Source organism: Amnibacterium kyonggiense, assembly GCF_004364555.1.
GTDB lineage: Bacteria > Actinomycetota > Actinomycetes > Actinomycetales > Microbacteriaceae > Amnibacterium > Amnibacterium kyonggiense.
This window is the reverse complement of the sequence record NZ_SOAM01000004.1, coordinates 301,320-318,016: the sequence shown is the minus strand read 5'-3', so window position 1 is coordinate 318,016 and position 16,697 is coordinate 301,320. Positions and strand designations below refer to the sequence as shown.

The 16,697-nt window shown below is 73.8% G+C and carries 16 protein-coding genes and 1 tRNA gene; 14 read left to right on the top strand and 3 right to left on the bottom strand.

The genetic code is table 11. The features are described 5' to 3' along the window. Positions 1–115: 115 nt before the first annotated feature. On the bottom strand, positions 116–1,051 hold the full coding sequence (locus tag CLV52_RS17695) for a metallophosphoesterase (RefSeq protein ID WP_133767716.1): 936 nt from the start codon (positions 1,049–1,051) through the stop codon (positions 116–118). Continuing rightward, positions 1,015–3,588 carry a penicillin-binding protein gene (locus CLV52_RS17690; protein WP_133767715.1) on the bottom strand — a complete coding sequence of 858 codons (2,574 nt, stop codon included), beginning with the start codon at positions 3,586–3,588 and terminating at the stop codon, positions 1,015–1,017. The genes CLV52_RS17695 and CLV52_RS17690 overlap by 37 nt, the downstream gene beginning before the upstream one ends. 69 nt (positions 3,589–3,657) lie before the next feature. Between CLV52_RS17690 and sp36 the strand changes: the two genes are divergently transcribed. From sp36 to CLV52_RS17635, 12 genes are all read left to right on the top strand, one after another. Further along, positions 3,658–3,816 carry a Sp36 family protein gene (gene sp36, locus CLV52_RS18575; protein ID WP_162850933.1) on the top strand — a complete coding sequence of 53 codons (159 nt, stop codon included), beginning with the start codon at positions 3,658–3,660 and terminating at the stop codon, positions 3,814–3,816. Next, positions 3,816–4,274 carry a RidA family protein gene (locus tag CLV52_RS17685; RefSeq protein WP_133767714.1) on the top strand — a complete coding sequence of 153 codons (459 nt, stop codon included), beginning with the start codon at positions 3,816–3,818 and terminating at the stop codon, positions 4,272–4,274. The genes sp36 and CLV52_RS17685 overlap by 1 nt, the downstream gene beginning before the upstream one ends. 481 nt (positions 4,275–4,755) lie before the next feature. Then, on the top strand, positions 4,756–5,760 hold the full coding sequence (locus CLV52_RS17680) for a TadA family conjugal transfer-associated ATPase (RefSeq protein ID WP_246018205.1): 1,005 nt from the start codon (positions 4,756–4,758) through the stop codon (positions 5,758–5,760). Further along, positions 5,757–6,674 (top strand): type II secretion system F family protein, encoded by a 918-nt coding sequence (locus CLV52_RS17675; protein WP_133767713.1) that lies wholly within the window; start codon positions 5,757–5,759, stop codon positions 6,672–6,674. Before CLV52_RS17680 ends, CLV52_RS17675 begins: the two co-directional genes overlap by 4 nt. An 82-nt stretch (positions 6,675–6,756) precedes the next feature. Then, positions 6,757–6,936, top strand: coding sequence for a DUF4244 domain-containing protein (locus CLV52_RS17670; protein WP_133767712.1), 180 nt, complete (start codon positions 6,757–6,759; stop codon positions 6,934–6,936). Between the two features lie 16 nt (positions 6,937–6,952). Further along, positions 6,953–7,231 carry a hypothetical protein gene (locus CLV52_RS17665; protein WP_246018204.1) on the top strand — a complete coding sequence of 93 codons (279 nt, stop codon included), beginning with the start codon at positions 6,953–6,955 and terminating at the stop codon, positions 7,229–7,231. After that, on the top strand, positions 7,228–7,569 hold the full coding sequence (locus tag CLV52_RS17660; RefSeq protein ID WP_133767710.1) for a hypothetical protein: 342 nt from the start codon (positions 7,228–7,230) through the stop codon (positions 7,567–7,569). Before CLV52_RS17665 ends, CLV52_RS17660 begins: the two co-directional genes overlap by 4 nt. 134 nt (positions 7,570–7,703) lie before the next feature. Beyond that, on the top strand, positions 7,704–10,436 hold the full coding sequence (gene topA / locus CLV52_RS17655; protein ID WP_133767709.1) for a type I DNA topoisomerase: 2,733 nt from the start codon (positions 7,704–7,706) through the stop codon (positions 10,434–10,436). Between the two features lie 2 nt (positions 10,437–10,438). After that, complete coding sequence (gene tmk / locus CLV52_RS17650) at positions 10,439–11,047, top strand: dTMP kinase (RefSeq protein WP_133767708.1); 609 nt, start codon at positions 10,439–10,441, stop codon at positions 11,045–11,047. After that, positions 11,044–12,225 (top strand): DNA polymerase III subunit delta', encoded by a 1,182-nt coding sequence (locus CLV52_RS17645; RefSeq protein WP_133767707.1) that lies wholly within the window; start codon positions 11,044–11,046, stop codon positions 12,223–12,225. The genes tmk and CLV52_RS17645 overlap by 4 nt, the downstream gene beginning before the upstream one ends. Beyond that, positions 12,222–13,739: an alpha/beta hydrolase gene (locus tag CLV52_RS17640; RefSeq protein ID WP_133767706.1), complete on the top strand. Its 1,518-nt coding sequence runs from the start codon at positions 12,222–12,224 to the stop codon at positions 13,737–13,739. Before CLV52_RS17645 ends, CLV52_RS17640 begins: the two co-directional genes overlap by 4 nt. A gap of 36 nt (positions 13,740–13,775) precedes the next feature. Continuing rightward, positions 13,776–14,423 carry a TetR/AcrR family transcriptional regulator gene (locus CLV52_RS17635; protein WP_246018203.1) on the top strand — a complete coding sequence of 216 codons (648 nt, stop codon included), beginning with the start codon at positions 13,776–13,778 and terminating at the stop codon, positions 14,421–14,423. A 59-nt stretch (positions 14,424–14,482) separates the two neighbouring features. On the opposite strand, the gene CLV52_RS17630 is transcribed toward CLV52_RS17635, so the two are convergent. Further along, a tRNA-Thr gene (locus tag CLV52_RS17630) sits at positions 14,483–14,558 on the bottom strand. Between the two features lie 103 nt (positions 14,559–14,661). On the opposite strand from CLV52_RS17630, the gene CLV52_RS17625 reads away from it, so the two are divergent. After that, on the top strand, positions 14,662–16,074 hold the full coding sequence (locus tag CLV52_RS17625) for a D-alanyl-D-alanine carboxypeptidase/D-alanyl-D-alanine-endopeptidase (RefSeq protein WP_133767704.1): 1,413 nt from the start codon (positions 14,662–14,664) through the stop codon (positions 16,072–16,074). A 39-nt stretch (positions 16,075–16,113) separates the two neighbouring features. Then, positions 16,114–16,686: a nicotinamidase gene (locus CLV52_RS17620; RefSeq protein ID WP_133767703.1), complete on the top strand. Its 573-nt coding sequence runs from the start codon at positions 16,114–16,116 to the stop codon at positions 16,684–16,686. The last annotated feature ends 11 nt before the right edge of the window (positions 16,687–16,697 follow it).

Below are 16,697 nucleotides of genomic sequence, written 5' to 3'. Positions count from 1 at the left end.
GAGCGGGCTGGACAAGGATAGCGGACCCACCGCCCGCCCGGCTCCACCCGGGCTTTGCTCACGCTTCTTGCCGCTTCCCGACCCGGTGGGCGGCAAGAAGCGTGAGCAAAGTGGGTCAGGCCGGGCGAGCGGTGAGGGTGAGGAGCGTCGCCTCCGGGCGGCAGGCGAAGCGCACCGGCGCGTAGATGGAGGTGCCGAGCCCGGCGGAGACCTCGAGCGCCGCGGTGCGGCCGTCGTGCTCCCAGGAGGAGACGCCCTTCACCTGCTCGCGGGGGATGTCGCAGTTCGTGACGAGCGCGCCGAAGCCCGGCACGCAGACCTGGCCGCCGTGGGTGTGGCCGGCGAGCAGGAGGTCGGCGCCGCGGTCGACGAAGGCGTCGAGGATGCGCCGGTAGGGGGCGTGCGTCACCCCGAGGGACAGGGCCGGCCGCACCTTGCGCTGGCGCAGGCCCCGCAGCCCCGGGTTCAGCGCGGCGAGGTCGTCGTACTCGCGGTGCGGGTCGTCGGTGCCGAACGCGTCGATCGGGGTGCCCCGCACCACGAGCCGAGCGGTCCGGTTGTTGAGGCTCGTCCAGCCGAGGCCCTCGAGGTACGACCCGAGCGCGTCGGTGGCGAGCCGCTCGGGCTCCGTCGGCACGCCGGACGGGCCGCCGAAGTACGCGAACGGGTTCTTCGGCTGCGGCGCCCACCAGTCGTTGGAGCCCCAGACGTAGAGGCCCGGGACACCGCGGAACGGCTCGAACGCCGCCTTGATGCCGAGCAGACCCATCCGGTGACCGAGGTTGTCGCCCGTGTTCACGACGAGGTCCGGCTCGAGGTCGGCGAGCTCCCGGACGAAGCGCTGCTTGCGGCGCTGCCACGGCGCCATGTGGAGGTCCGAGAGGTGCAGCACCTTCAGGTCGGCGGTGCCGGGCGCGAGCACCGGCAGGGTCGCGCGCCGGACGGTGAACGCGAGCCGTTCGACGCCGACGCCCCACACCGCGGCGGCCGCGCCTGCGACCGCCGCGGTCCGGACTACTGCTGCGGCTGCGGTTGCTGCTGGGCCTGGCACGTGTTCTGGTCTCCCGCGACCGACAGCTGCACCGTCGTCGCGTTCGGGTCGGCCGGCGTGTTCCCGCCGGGGGTCTGCTGCATGACGAGGCAGAGCGCGCCGCCCTGCGGGGCCCACGTCACGTTCACGTTCGTGAAGCCGGCGCCCGCGAGCGTCTGGATCGCCTGGGCGATGGGCGCGCCCTGCACCACCGGCACCGTGGCGGTCGCGCCGGGGGCCGGAGTCGGCTGCGTCGGAGCCTGACCGGAGCTCTTCGTGAGCGTGATCAGCGTGCCGGCGACCACCGACGACCCGGATGCCGGATCGGTCGAGACGACCGAGCCCGCCGGAATCGTGTCGGACGGGGTGGACCCGCCGGTCTTCACCTGGAAGCCCGCCGCCTTGAGGATCTGCTTCGCCTGCGACACCGACTTGCCGGACACGTCCGGCACCGGGATCTTCTGCCCGTAGAGGAACTGCGACGCCGGCTGCGGCCAGGAGGTGTCGCCCGGGTACTTGGCCTCGTTGGCGGCCATGATGCCGCTCCACAGCCCGTGACGCGCATCCGCGGCGGAGTTCCCGTACGACGACCAGCCCTTGATCAGCCGCAGATTCGCATCGCCGGAGACGTTGCCGACCCATGCGGCGGTGACGGTCTTCGTCGAGCCGCCGACGACCCAGGTCGAGTGCGCGAAGTCCGTGGTGCCGGTCTTCGCGAAGCCCCAGGCCCCACCGAGGGCGGGCCGGTCGATCGAGGCGGTGCCGCCGGTCAGCACCCCGTGGAGCGCGTACCCGACGGCGATCGAGACGTCCTCGGGCAGCACCCGGTGGCAGTCCGCCGCCGGCGGCGTGACCTTGGAGCCGTCGCTGCTGACGATCTTGTCGATCGCGACGGAGGAGCAGAAGATGCCCTTGTTCGCGATGGTGGCGTACGCGCTCGCCATCGTGAGCGGAGAGGCCGCGTTGATGTTCGAGCCGAGGATGGCGGGCGGGTTCGCCTCGAGCGGCTCGCCGTTCGCCCGGTGGAAGCCGAGGTCCTGCGACGTCTTCATGATGTCGCAGAGCTTGAGCTTCATCGCCATGGATGCGAACACGCCGTTCACGGATCCCGCCGTGCCCTGCATTACGGTCTGGTAGCCGCCCTCCCCGGGGGTGTCGTTGCCCGGCGACCACGGACCGTCGGGGTTCGCACACGGGAACGTCCCCGCCGGGTACCTCGCGGTCGAGCCCTGCACGACCTCGTTCAGGCCGTGGCCGTTCTCGAGCCAGTCGATGAGCGTGAACATCTTGAACGTCGATCCGGGCTGGAACCCCTGCGAGCCGCCGTACGCGGTGTCCGTGTTGTAGTTCACCGACGTGGCGGTGTAGTCCGCGCCCGTCGTCGCCTTGCTCTGGGTGTTGTCGTACCGCTTGTTCTCGACCATCGACAGGATCCGGCCCGTTCCCGCCTGCACGGAGACCGCGGCGCCGCCGAGGTTCGTCCCGGGGGCGGACTGCGCGGGCACGTTCGCCTTCATCGCGGCGCTCGCCTTGCTCTGCAGCCCCAGGTCGAGCGTGGTGTAGATCTTCCAGCCGGCGCTCTGCAGCTTGTTGTACCGCTCGGTGCGGGTCTTGCCGAAGGCCGGGTCGTTGGTCACCACGTTGACGACGTAGTCGCAGAAGAAGGCGGCGGACTTCGCGGCGGCGCAGCCGGTCGTGGTCGGGGTGATCTTCGGCTTCACGGGCGTCTGGATCGCGGCGTCGTACTCGGCCTCGGTGATGAGCTCGTACTTCAGCTCCACCCCGAGCACGTAGTCGCGTCGGATCTTGTTCGCCGCGAGGTTCGCCTTCTCGTCGAGGCGGAGGTAGCTCGGGTTGTTCACGATGGCCATCAGGCTCGCGGCCTGCGCGATGGTCAGGTCCTTCGCGTCGACGCCGTAGTAGTACTTCGCCGCGGCCTGGATACCGTAGATGCGGCCGCCGAAGCCCGCGATGTTCAGGTAGCCGAGCAGGATCTCCTGCTTCGAGTACGCCTTCTCGAGGGCGATGGCGCCGCGGGCCTCCTTCAGCTTGCGCTGGATGCCGCCCGTGCACTCGGCGTACGCCGCGTCGACCTGCGTCTGCGTCGGCAGGAGCTCCGCCTCCTGGATGCAGACGTTCTTCACGTACTGCTGCGAGATCGTCGACGCGCCGCGGTTGCTGCCGTGGACGACGTTGTTGACGAGGGCCGAGACGATGCCCATCGGGTCGACGCCGCCGTGGTCGAAGAAGCGCGGGTCCTCCGCGCCGAGCGTCGCGTTCTTCACCGAGGCGGGGACGTCGTCCCACTTGATCGACTCGCGGTTCTGGACGTAGAAGGACGCGAGCAGCACGTCCTTGCCGCCCTTCTTCGCGTAGATCCGGGTCTTCTGCTGCAGCTTCGCGATCTTCAGGTCCTCGGACAGCGCGAAGGGGCCGCTGTTGCTCGCGGACAGCGCGATCGCGGGCGCGACGCCGACGGTGAGCATCAGGCCGGCGACGACGAGGATGCCGAGCACCCCGAGGACTCCCGACCCGGTACGGCGTGGACGTGCAGACATAGGCTTCAGGCTAGGTCGGGGCCCGCGGAACGCCGGGCGCCCCGCCGCAACCCCCAAAAAGGAGGACGTGTGCCCACCACCTGGGAGTACGTGACCACCCCGCTCCTCATCCACAACACGACCGCGATCCTCAACACCTGGGGCGCGCAGGGGTGGGAGCTCGTGCAGATCGTCACCGGTCCCGAGGGCGGCCTCGTCGCCTACCTCAAGCGCGAGAAGGACGCCTGATGGCCGTCGCGGACCGGCTCGCGGAGCTCGGGCTCGTGCTCCCCGAGGTCGCCGCGCCGGCGGGCTCCTACGTCTCCGCGGTCGCGAGCGGTGAGTTCGTCTTCACCGCCGGCCAGCTGCCGTTCGTCGACGGGAAGCTCGCGCGGACCGGCCTGCTCGGTGCGGACGTCGAGGTGGAGGAGGCCGCGGACCTCGCCGCGACCGCCGCGCTGAACGCGCTCGCCGCGGTCGCCGGAGTCCTCGGCGGCCTCGACCGCGTCGTGCGCATCGTCAAGGTCGTCGGCTTCGTGGCCTCCGCGCCCGGCTTCACCCAGCAGCCCCTCGTGATCAACGGGGCGTCCAACCTGCTGGTCGACGTGTTCGGCGAGCACGGTCGGCACGCGCGCTCGGCGGTCGGGGTCGCGGCGCTGCCGTTCGGTTCGCCCGTCGAGGTCGAGCTGATCGCCCAGTTCCGCTGATACCACCGCGTGCACCGCGCGGTATCAAGGGTGCACGGCGACCCGAGGCGCACGCGGGCGGGACTCGCACACCGATGCCCGCGGACATGGGCGACACGCCGTGGACGACACGCGGTGGTATCGCTTGCACGGGACCTCGAAATGGGTACACTCGGCAACGTCGAGTGAAGAGCTTGGCTTGCGGCGCTGTCGATTCCCCCCAGTCGGGCGCTGCTGAGGCGGCACCTGTTCCCCCCAATAGGTGCCGCCTCTTGCGTTCACTGCCGCGCGGCTGCCGCCGCCGCGCGGCGTGCCGGAGCGCGGCGCTGAACGCGCCGACGCCCTACGGCGACGTCCGGGTCGAGTCGTGCCGCTCCGCTGCGCTCGTCCAGTGACCGGCGACTCGGGTCCGACGAGGGTGTCGGCTCCTCCACAGGCCTGATCCGGTCGTTCGTCGCAGCCGGCCGAGTCGCGGGTGCTGCGCTGCTCCTAGCGTGCCCGCGTGCCACCGCCGTTCGTGCCCGTCGCGCCGTCCTCGGCCGCGCCACCCGAGGCGGTCGAGACCGCGCCCGTGCCCGCGCCCCTCTCGCCGCGGTTCCCCGCGCTCGGGGCGCTCGCGCCCTTCGCCGAGGACCCGGCGGTCACCGACCTCCTGCTCGACGGCGCCGGGCGGCTCTGGCGCGACGCGGGGGAGGGCCTCGAGACCCTCGACGTCCCGCCCCTCGCCGCCGCCGAGGCGCGCCGGCTCGCGGTCGCCGTCGTCGCGGGAGGCGGTCGGCATCTGGACGACGCCACCCCGGCGGTCGACGTCCGCCTCCCCGGCGGTGCCCGCGCCCACGCCGTCCTGCCGCCCGTGAGCACGGCCGGGCCGCTGCTCTCGATCCGCATCGCGCGGGCGCGGCCGTGGCGGCTCGCCGACCTGCAGCGGACCGGCATGCTCACCGTCGACGAGGCGGAGGTCCTCCGGGCGGCCGTCCTGGCGAAGCGGAACGTGCTCGTCTGCGGACCGGCGGGCAGCGGCAAGACCTCGCTGCTCGCCGCGCTCATGGCGGAGGTGCCGCACGACGAGCGGATCGTCACGGTCGAGGACGTCGCCGAGCTCGTCGTCGACCACCCGCACGTCGTGGGGCTCGAGACGCGGCAGCCGAACACGGACGGGATCGGCGGCGTCGACCTCGCCTCGCTCGTGCGCCAGACGCTGCGGATGCGGCCCGATCGCATCGTCGTCGGGGAGTGCCGCGGGGCCGAGGTCGCGGAGCTGCTCGGTGCGCTGAACACCGGGCACGACGGCGGCGCGGGGACCGTGCACTGCGCGCACGCGGACGGTCTCGGGGCTCGGCTCGAGGCGCTCGGCGCCCTCGCCGGGCTGTCCGTCCCGGCGCTGCGCGCGCAGGCGCTCGCGGCGATCGACCTCGTCGTCCTCCTGGCCCGGAGCGGCGGGACGCGCCGGGTCGAGCGGATCGGCCGGCTCGTCGAGCGGAGCGACGGCGCGCTCGCGGTCGCATGATCGGTCGGCGCCGGCGGACGGACCCCGCCGTCGAGGCCGAGCAGGTCGCCGCCGACCTCGACCGGCTCGGGGCGCTGATCGCCGCGGGCGCCTCGCAGCGTGCCGCGTGGGAGCACCTCGCGCGCACGAGCGCGGATTCCGCGGCCGGGACGGCGGCTCTGGTCGCCGCCGCGGCCGAGCACGGCCGGCCGCTCGCAGCCGCCTTCCGAGACGCGTCCGACGCCTGGCGGGCCGCGGGCGCGGTCGTCGCGCTCGCGGCCGAGACCGGCGCACCCCTCGCCGCGGCCGTCCGCACGGCCGCGACGGGCGCGCGCCGGACCGCCGAGCTCCACCGGGCGGTGGCCGCCTCGATGGCCGGACCGGTCGCGAGCGCCCGCCTCGTGCTCCTGCTGCCGCCCGCCACCGCGCTGCTCGGCTGGGCGTTCGGGTTCGACGTCCCGAGGGTGCTGGTGTCCCCACCGGGGGCGCTCGCCCTCCTCATCGGCGGCGGGCTGCTCGCCGCCGCGGCCGTCTGGAGTCGCCGCCTCATCCGCGACGCCCGGCGCACGACCTGGACCGCCGGACTGGACCTCGAGCTGGTGCGCACCGCTGTCGGCGCCGGCCTCCCGGTGTCGACGGCCCGGCGGCTGGCCGCGGAGGCGGCCGAGGGCACGGGCGCGGTGCTCGAGCCGTCCGACGAGCTCGAGGCGGTGCTGCGCTTCGCCGCGACGGCCGGGCTCCCGGTCGTGGCGCTGCTGGCCGCTGAGGCGGACCGCGTGCGCGGAGCGGCGCTGGCGGCGGCCCGGATCCGCGCGGAGGTGCTGGCCGTGCGGCTCCTGCTCCCGCTCGGTCTGCTGGTGCTGCCCTCGTTCCTGGTGCTCGGTGCGCTGCCCGTCGGGCTGGCGGTCCTCTCCTCCACAGCCGTCCCGCTGTGATCCGGGACCGGGGCGGCGCAGGATGGTCCTGCCCGTGCCGGGATCGACGTGCGCCGAGAAGACGCAGTGAAAGAGGTACGGGATGCACAGGGAACCGCTGTCCGGTCGGATCGACGAGGAGGGCGCCGTCACCGCCGAGTACGCGATCGCGACGATCGCCGCCGTCGGCTTCGCGGCGCTGCTCGTGGTGGTGCTGCGGAGCGACGAGGTCCGCGGCCTGCTGCTCGGCCTCATCACCCGTGCGCTCGCCGCGCCGAGCTGACGGGGAGCGCGGCACGGTGACCGCCGAGTTCGCGGTCGCCGTGCCGGCGGTGCTGCTCGTGCTGGCGGCCTGCCTCGGCGGCCTCCGGATCGGGGTCGAGCGGCTGCGCGTCGTCGACGCCGCGGCGCAGGCCGCCCGCGCCGCGGCCGTCGGGCAGCCGCTGCCGTCCGGGGTCACCGGCACGGAGCGACGCCGCGAGACCGTCTGCGCGACCGTGCGGCGGGAGGTGCCGCTGCTCGGCCTCCCGGTGCCCGTCGACGCGACGGCGTGCGCGCTGGCCGGCGTCACGCCGTGACCGACCGGGAGGGCGGCGCCGGGACCGCCCTCGCCGCGGCGGTGATCGCGGCCGTGATCGCCGTGTTCGTCCTCGCGGCGGCGGCCGCGGTCGTCCTCGACGCCCACCGGCGCGTGGTCGCGGCCGCCGACGCGGCGGCGCTCGCCGGGGCGGACGTCGCGCTCGGCAACGCCACCGGCACGCCGTGCGGGCGGGCCGCCGACCTCGTCGCGGACGCCGGGCTGCGGCTCGACCGCTGCGCGCAGCGGGGCGTGCTCGTCCGGGTGCGCGCGTCGACGGTCGTCCTCGGGATCCCGGTGGCTGCGGACGCCCTCGCCGGGCCGCCTCGCGCGCCCTGAAGCAGGGGTGGGGGCCGAGCGCGAGCGGCCGACGGGTGTCGGCGCCGTGTGTATGGTGTGCGGGACCGGCCCCCGGCCGCGCTGGTGCGGGCCGGTCATGACGGGGGCGTCGGGAGTACGGCGAGGAGGTGGCCATGCCCGGAAGCAAGAAGCTCGTCATCGTCGAGTCGCCGGCCAAGGCGAAGACGATCGGCAAGTACCTGGGACCCGACTACGAGGTCCAGGCCTCGGTCGGGCACATCCGGGACCTCATCGAGCCGAAGAACCTTCCGCCCGAGCTGAAGAAGGGGTCGATGGGCAAGTTCTCCGTCGACGTCGACAACGGGTTCGAGCCCTACTACGTCGTCTCCGACCAGAAGAAGAAGACGGTCGCGGATCTGAAGCGCGCGCTCAAGGACGCCGACGAGCTCTACCTCGCGACTGATGAGGACCGCGAGGGCGAGGCCATCGCGTGGCACCTCCTCGAGGTGCTGAAGCCGAAGGTCCCCGTGCGCCGGATGGTGTTCCACGAGATCACCAAGGATGCGATCACGAAGGCGCGGGACAACACCCGCGAGCTCGACACCGCGCTCGTCGACGCGCAGGAGACCCGGCGCATCCTCGACCGCCTCTACGGCTACGAGGTCTCGCCGGTGCTGTGGCGCAAGGTCGGGCCGGGCCTCTCCGCCGGTCGCGTCCAGTCCGCGGCCACGCGGCTCGTGGTCGACCGGGAGCGCGAGCGCCTCGCGTTCGTCTCCGCGTCCTACTGGGACGTGCTCGCACGCTTCGCTCCGGAGGGCGGCAGCCCCTCGAGAGCCTCAGGAGGGTCCGCGTTCGGCGCCCGCCTGCAGCGGATCGACGGCAAGCGCGTCGCTTCGGGGAGCCGCGACTTCGACGACCGCGGCGCGCTGCGGACCGACGCGGTCGTGCTCGACGAGGCGGGGGCCCGCGCCCTCGTGGCCGCCATCGAGGCGGAGTCCCCGACGGCGCGCGTCGTCTCGCTCGAGACGAAGCCCTACCGCCGTCGCCCGGCCGCGCCGTTCACGACGAGCACCCTGCAGCAGGAGGCGGCGCGCAAGCTCCGCTTCAGCGCGAAGCAGACGATGTCCGTCGCGCAGAGCCTGTACGAGAACGGCCACATCACGTACATGCGCACCGACTCGCCCTCGCTGTCGTCGCAGGCGACGCAGGCGGCCCGGTCGCAGGCCCGTGCCCTGTACGGCGCGGACACCGTGCCGGACGCCCCGCGCATCTACACGGGCAAGTCGAAGAACGCGCAGGAGGCGCACGAGGCCATCCGCCCCTCCGGTGAGGTGTTCCCGACGCCGGACTCCCTGCGCGGCACCCTGACCTCGACCGAGCAGCGGCTCTACGACCTGATCTGGCGGCGGACCGTCGCCTCGCAGATGATCGACGCGACCGGCTCGACGGCCACCGTCGTCGTCGGCCTGACGGCGGGCGGCCGCGATGCCGAGTTCTCGGCGAGCGGCACCGTGATCACGGTGCGCGGTTTCCTCGCGGCGTACGAGGAGGGGCGCGACGAGGATCGCGACGCCGACGGTGACGACGAGCGCCTCCCGCAGCTCGTGCAGGGGCAGGCGCTGACCCCCTCCGAGCCGACCGCGAACGGCCACGAGACCTCCCCGCCGCCGCGGTACACGGAGGCGAGCCTCGTGAAGAAGCTGGAGGAGCTCGGCATCGGGCGGCCCTCCACCTACGCCTCGATCCTCTCGACCATCGTCGACCGCAACTACGTCGTCCCGCGCGGCACCCAGCTCGTGCCGAACTGGATCGCGTTCTCGGTCGTGAAGCTGCTCGAGGAGTTCTTCACCGAGCTCGTCGCCTACGACTTCACCGCCGAGATGGAGAACGACCTCGACCGCATCGCCGACGGCGACGCCGAGCGCGTCGACTGGCTGCGCGAGTTCTACTTCGGGCACACCGGACACCCCGGCCTGCGCTCCGTCGTCGACAACCTCGGCGAGATCGACGCGAAGAGCATCAACTCGGTGCCGGTCGGCGACGGGATCACGCTCCGCATCGGCCGGTACGGCCCCTACCTCGAGGTGGCGGAGCCGACCGAGCCGGTCGTCGACCCGGAGACCGGGCAGCTCGCCGAGGGGGAGCCCGCCGTGCGGCGCGTGAACCTGCCGCCGGACCTGGCGCCGGACGAGCTGACCCCGGCGAAGGCGCGCGAGCTCGTCGACGCCCCGCCGCAGGAGGACCGCGTCCTCGGACAGCACCCGGAGACGGGCCGCACGCTCGTCGCGAAGGACGGCCGGTTCGGCCCCTACGTCACCGAGGTGATCCCGGAGGACGAGGTGCCGACCGGCAAGGCGGCGAAGACCGCGCCGAAGCCGCGGACCGCGTCCCTCTTCAAGTCGATGTCGCCCGACACGGTCGACCTCGACACCGCCGTGCAGCTGCTGGCGCTGCCCCGCACCGTCGGGGAGGACCCGGAGAGCGGCGAGCCGATCACGGCGCAGAACGGCCGCTACGGGCCCTACCTGAAGAAGGGGACGGACACCCGGACGCTGCCCGACGAGGACAGCATCTTCTCCGTCGACCTCCCCGGGGCACTCGAGCTGTTCGCGCAGCCGAAGTACGGCGCGCGCCGTGCGTCGTCGGCGCTGAAGGAGTTCGACGCCGACCCGGTGAGCGGCAAGCCGATCCGCATCAAGGACGGCCGCTTCGGCGCCTACGTCACCGACGGCGAGACGAACGCGACCATCCCGCGCGGCGAGGATGTGGAGGCCGTCGACTTCGAGCGGGCCAAGCAGCTCCTGGCCGACAAGCGCGCGAAGGGTCCGGCGCCGAAGAAGAAGACGACGGCCCGCACGCCGGCGAAGCGCACCACGACCACGAAGCGCGCGACGAAGAAGGCGTAGGCGTGTTCCTCACGCTCGAGGGCGGCGACGCGGCGGGCAAGACCACGCAGGCCGTCGCCCTCGAACGCTGGCTGGTCGAGCGGGGCCGCACCGTCGTGCGCACCCGCGAGCCCGGCGGGACCGAGCTCGGCGCCGAGATCCGGAACCTCCTGCTGCACGGCGGTCACGTCGCGCCCCGCGCGGAGGCGCTGCTCTACGCGGCGGACCGCGCCCACCACGTCGCGACCGTCGTGCGCCCCGCGCTCGAGCGCGGCGACGTGGTCGTGCAGGACCGGTACCTCGACTCGTCCGTGGCGTACCAGGGCGCCGGCCGGGTGCTCGACCCGGAGGAGGTGCGGGGGCTGTCCACCTGGGCGACCGAGGGGCTCCTGCCCGACCTGACGATCCTGCTCGACGTCGACCCGGTGGAGGCGCGCGCCCGGCGCGGCGGCCGCGCCGCCGAGGACCGGCTCGAGGCGGAGCAGGACGACTTCCATGCCCGCGTGCGCGCCGCCTTCCTGGCGCTCGCCGCCGCGTCCCCGGAGCGCTTCGTCGTCGTGGACGGCGCGCGACCGGCCGAGGTCGTGGCGGCCGACGTCCGCGCCGCGGTCGAGCCGCGCCTCGAGCGATGACGGACGTCGGCGCGTACGCGGAGCTCGTGGGCCAGACGGCCGCCGTCGAGGCGATCGCCGCAGCGGCCCGCGACTCGAAGCGCGCCGACGGCGGCGTCGGCGTGATGACGCACGCTTGGCTGATCACGGGACCTCCGGGCTCGGGCCGGTCGAACCTCGCGTACGCGTTCGCGACCGCGCTGCTGACGACGGAGGAGGACGACGACCCCGCCGGCCGGGAGCGCGTGCGCGCTCAGGTCGACGCCCGGACCCATCCGGACCTCACGGTGCTCGCCTCGGACCGCGTCACCATCTCCATCGACGAGGTCCGGCGGCTCGTCACCTCCTCGCAGTACTCCCCGTCGGTCGCCCGCTACCGGGTCATGGTCGTCGAGGACGCGGACCGCATGACCGAGCGCACGTCGAACGTGCTGCTCAAGGCGCTCGAGGAGCCGCCGGAGCGCACGGTGTGGATCCTCTGTGCGCCGAGCGAGGCGGACCTGCTGCCCACCATCCGGTCGCGGGTCCGCGTCGTCCGCCTCCAGGTGCCGGAGCCGGCCGCCGTGGCCGGGCTGCTCGTCGAGCGCGACGGCGTCGATCCCGACGTCGCGCTCCGGGCCGCGCAGGAGGCGCAGAGCCACATCGGCATGGCGCACCGGCTCGCGACCGACGCCGAGGCGCGGGCGCGTCGGCACGACAGCATCCGACTCGTGCTCGAGACGGACACCGTGCCGAAGGCGGTGCGGGGCGCGGCGAAGCTGCTCGAGATCGCGAAGGCCGACTCGACGGCGCTCACGCACGAGCGCGAGGACTCGGAGCGGGAGAAGGCCCTCGCTTCGATGGGCGTGCAGCCGGGTGGCGCGGTGCCGCCGCAGCTGCGGGGCGTGCTGCGACAGCTCGAGGAGGACCAGAAGCGGCGGGCGACCCGGGGCCTCCGGGACGGCATCGACCGCGTGCTCGTCGACCTCCTGTCGGTGTACCGGGACGTGCTCATGGTGCAGCTCGGCGCCGGGCTCGCGCCGGTCAACGCGGCGTGGGCGAAGGAGGTCGCCGACCTCGCGGCCCGCACCCGGCCGACGGCGACCCTGCAGGTGCTCGAGGCGATCGCCGACGCGCGCCGCCGTCTGCCCGCGAACGTGCCGCCCCTGCTCGCCCTCGAGGCGATGCTCGTCTCCGCCGTGCTCGCGAGGACCGCGTGAGGCGGGCGCTCGCCGCAGCGGTCGCCGTGCTCTGCGCGGTGCTGCTGGCGGGGTGCGGGGTGCTGCCGCTGCCGACCGTGACGACGACGCCCGACACCGACGGGGTGTCGGCGGCGCTGCGGCCGTACTACGGACAGCGGCTCGTGTGGAAGGACTGCGGCGGCGGCTTCCGCTGCACGACCGCGACGGCGCCCGAGGACTGGGCCGACCCGGGAGGCGCGCGCATCTCGCTCGCCCTGATCCAGCGACCGGCGTCGGGGAAACGGCTCGGCACGCTGTTCACGAACCCCGGCGGCCCGGGCGTGTCCGGCGTGGACTTCCTCCGCGGGGCGGCGAGCACGTTCTACGACAAGGACCTGCTCGACCACTACGACCTCGTGGCCTGGGACCCGCGGGGCGTCGGCGCGTCCGCCCCGGTCGACTGCTACGGCACCCGGCAGCTCGACGGGTTCCTGTTCGACGACCCCGACCTGCCCGAGGGCAGCTCCGCGCTCCGGACCGATGTCGAGGACGGGGCGAAGGCGTTCGGCAGGGCGTGCCTCGACCGGTCGGGGGATCGGCTCGCGCACGTCGGCACGGCGGACACGATCCAGGACCTCGACATGCTCCGCGCCGCGGCGGGGGAGTCGAAGCTCGACTACTTCGGCTTCTCCTACGGCACCTACATCGGCGCGCTGTACGCGGACCGCTTCGGACCGCGGGTGGGGCGGATGGTGCTCGACGGCGCGGTCGACCCGTCGCTCTCCACGTTCCAGGAGTCCCTCGCGAACACCAAGGCGTTCGGTGCGGCGCTGCGCGCCTACCTGCGGAACTGCCTGAGCGCGTCGTCGTGCCCGTTCCGAGGCGACGACGTCGACGGTGCGATCGCCCGGATCGCCGACCTGCTGCTCGAGCTGCGGGCCACCCCGATGCGAGCGAAGGACGGCCGGGCGGTGAACAGCGCGGTCCTCCGCACCGCCATCGACGCGTCGCTCTACGACGAGCAGTCCTGGCCCGTGCTGTCGGAGGCGATCGACGCCCTGCTCCGCGGTCGCCCCGACGCCGTGCAGGCGCTCGCGGACGCCTACGTCGACCGCGGGCGCTCGGGCTACACCAGCAACCTCTTCGAGGCCATCTACGCGGTCAACTGCCTCGACAAGCCGGTGACGACGGACCGGGCGACCCTCGAGGCGCAGGGGGAGCAGCTCGACGCGGCCGACCCCCTGCGCGCCGCGGACAACACGAACGACCTGGGCGACGCGGTGTGCGGCAACTGGCCCGTGAAGCCGGAGGGGGCGCCGAAACGCGTCACCGCGAAGGGCGCCCCGCCGATCGTCGTGCTCGGCACGACCGGCGACCCCGCCACGCCCTACGCCTGGGCGCAGAGCCTTGCCGGCCAGCTGCCGGGCGGCGTGCTGCTCTCGCTGCGCGGCGAGGGGCACACCGCCTACCGGAACCAGGTGCCGTGCATCAACGACCGGGTCGACCGCTTCTTCGTCGACGGGACCCTGCCCCGTGCCGTCACCTGCGGATGACGCGAGAACTTTGCAGTCCGTGCAAGAATTGAAGGCGTGACGGATACCGCGGCCCCGGGCCTGCGCGAGCAGAAGCGCATCGCGACGAAGCGCGCCCTGCAGGTCGCGCTGCTGCGGCTCGCCCTCGAGCGCGGGTTCGACAACGTCACCGTCGAGGAGGTCGCGCAGGCCGCCCAGGTCTCGCCGCGGACGTTCTTCAACTACTTCGCGTCGAAGGACGAGGCCGTCGCCATGCCGCACGGCCCGCACGAGCTGACCGCCGACGAGGTGGCGCGCTACGTGGAGGGCCCCGGGGACCCGCTCACCGACTTCATCGGCCTCATGGCGGGCCGGGTCGGCGACGAGGAGGACTTCGAGCTGCACGGCCTGCGCCGCGAGCTCATGCACCGCGAGTCCCGGCTCCTCGGCGACAAGGCGGGGACGATGCAGCGGATCCGCGAGCAGATCGTCGAGATGATCGCGGAGCGCCTCCGCGCCGACGCGCTGCGCTCCGGTCGGATGCCCGACGAGGTCGCGCTCGCGGATCGGGCCGCTTTCACCGCGATGCTCTGCATGACGATCGCGCGGCACGGCTGGAGCCGCTGGGTCTCGAGCGAGGGCGCGACGCCGCTCGGCGAGTGCATGCTCGCCGCGCTGGGAGAGTTCGGGGAGATCGCGGCCGCGGCGGCCGCCTCGGCCGTCTGACCCGACGGGCCCCGGGCGGAGCACGAAGGCCCGCCCCTCGCGGGACGGGCCTTCGATCGTGGAGCCGCCTTGGGGAATCGAACCCCAGACCTATTCATTACGAGTGAATCGCTCTGCCGACTGAGCTAAGGCGGCGCGGTGCCCGGACGAGTGTAGACGATGCGCCGCCCCGGTCAGGAACCGCCCGGACGCGTGGCGCGCCCGGCCGCCCCCGTTCGGGGCACCTACCCTGGCGGGCATGCGCAGTCGGACCGCCCTCGCCGCCTCCGGCGGTGCCGTGCTCGTCGGGCTGATCGCCGCGAGCTGGGCCGCGGGATACGCGCTCGGCGAGCCCGTGCCGGCCGCGATCGCGTCGAGCACCGCGCCGGTCGCCGCGGCGAGCACGCCCGCCGTCACCGCGAGTGCGAAGCCGACCCCGACCGCCACGCGGACGAGGACGGCCGCGCCGGTGGCCCGGACCTGCTCCGTCGCGGCCGCGGCGCGCGACCCGCGACTGCACAGCTTCCAGGGCCAGGTGCGGAACGCCCGCACGGGCGAGGTCCTGTTCGACCGAGGCGGCTCGAAGGCATCCCGCGCCGCGAGCGTCATGAAGGTGCTCACCTCCGCCGCGGCGCTCGAGGTGCTCGGTCCCGACCACCGCCTCACGACGAAGGTCGTGCAGGGCTCCCGCGCGGGCGAGATCGTGCTGGTCGGCGGCGGCGACCCCACCCTGTCCCGCACCCCGGCCGGCACGACGACAGCCTACGCCGGCGCCCCGCACCTGTCGACGCTCGCGCGGCAGGTGAAGGCCGCGTGGAAGGCGAAGCACCCCGGGCAGCGCATCACCCGCATCGTGCTCGACGCGTCCTACTTCGGCGGCCCGACCTGGCAGCCGACGTGGGACCTGAAGGAGCGGCGTCTCGGCTCCACGCCGAAGATCACCGCGCTGATGGTCGACGGCGACCGCGCGAATCCGGCGCTGAACACCTCGCCGCGCGGCTCCGACCCGATCGGCCGTGCCGGCGCCGCCTTCGCCTCCTACTTCGGCGGCGGGGTGACCGTCGTCCGCGGCACCGCGCCGAGCGGCGCCGCGGTGCTCGGCACGGTGCGGTCGCAGCCGGTCGGCACGCTCGTGCAGCAGGAGCTCATCGTCTCGGACAACACGATCGCGGAGGCCCTCGCCCGCGTGACGGCGATCGAGGCGGGCGCGGGCAACACGTTCTCGGCCATCGACGCCGCCGTCGTCCCGGCCCTGCAGGCCTACGGGATCGCGCCGACCGGCGTCCGCGTCGTCGACGGCAGCGGGCTCAGCGACGACAACCGCATCCCGCCCTCGTACCTGACGAAGCTGTTCGTGAAGGTGCTGCACAGGAGCGGCGGCCTCGGACCCGTGTTCGACGGCCTGCCGATCGCCGGCCGCACCGGATCCCTCGCCTACAGCGACCGCTTCTCCGGCGCCGCGTCGCGCGCGGACGGGAAGGTGCGCGCGAAGACGGGCTGGATCGACTCCGGCTACACCCTCGCCGGGATCATCCGGGCGAAGGACGGGACGCCGCTCACGTTCGCGTTCTACGCGCTCGGTCCGCCGATCGTCAGCTCGACGGCGAAGCAGGCGCTCGACTCGCTCACGGCGGACGTCTGGTCCTGCGGGAAGCGGCTCTCGAACCGCTGAGCGCCCCCGCGGCGCTCCCAGGTCGGTCAGGATGGAGGCATGACCCGGGGCCTGCTCATCGTCGACGTGCAGAACGACTTCACGGAGGGCGGCGCCCTCGGTGTCGACGGCGGCGCCGCGGTCGCGCAGCGCATCAGCGAGCACCTCGCAGCGCACCGCGACGAGTACGCGCTCGTCGCGGCCTCCCGCGACTGGCACGACGGCGGGAACGACAACGGCGGCCACTTCGCGACGTCCGCGGCGCCGGACTTCACGGTGACCTGGCCCGTGCACTGCGTGGCGGGCACGCCCGGAGCCGAGTACCACCCGGCCCTCGACACCTCCGACATCGAGGTGCACGTGCGGAAGGGGCAGGGGAAGCCCGCCTACTCCGCGTTCGAGGGGACGACCGAGGACGGCCGCAGCCTGGCGGAGGTGCTCGCCGAGCGCGGGATCACCGACCTCGACGTCGTCGGGATCGCCACCGACTACTGCGTGCGCGCCTCCGCGCTCGACGCGCTGGAGAGCGGCGAGCGCGTCCGCGTCCTGACCGACCTCGTCGCGGGCGTCGCGCCGGAGACGAGCGCGGCGGCGCTGGAGGAGTTCCGCGCGGTCGGCGTCGAGACCGTCTGAGCGGACGCCCT

Bases quoted from the DNA above. Each gene is read 5' to 3' on its own strand.
- CLV52_RS17670 (WP_133767712.1), top strand. From the start codon at position 6,757: ATGCACAGGGAACCGCTGTCCGGTCGGATCGACGAGGAGGGCGCCGTC.
- CLV52_RS17690 (WP_133767715.1), bottom strand. From the start codon at position 3,588: ATGTCTGCACGTCCACGCCGTACCGGGTCGGGAGTCCTCGGGGTGCTC.
- CLV52_RS17620 (WP_133767703.1), top strand. From the start codon at position 16,114: ATGACCCGGGGCCTGCTCATCGTCGACGTGCAGAACGACTTCACGGAG.
- topA (WP_133767709.1), top strand. From the start codon at position 7,704: ATGCCCGGAAGCAAGAAGCTCGTCATCGTCGAGTCGCCGGCCAAGGCG.
- CLV52_RS17685 (WP_133767714.1), top strand. From the start codon at position 3,816: ATGGCCGTCGCGGACCGGCTCGCGGAGCTCGGGCTCGTGCTCCCCGAG.
- CLV52_RS17625 (WP_133767704.1), top strand. From the start codon at position 14,662: ATGCGCAGTCGGACCGCCCTCGCCGCCTCCGGCGGTGCCGTGCTCGTC.
- CLV52_RS17675 (WP_133767713.1), top strand. From the start codon at position 5,757: ATGATCGGTCGGCGCCGGCGGACGGACCCCGCCGTCGAGGCCGAGCAG.
- CLV52_RS17645 (WP_133767707.1), top strand. From the start codon at position 11,044: ATGACGGACGTCGGCGCGTACGCGGAGCTCGTGGGCCAGACGGCCGCC.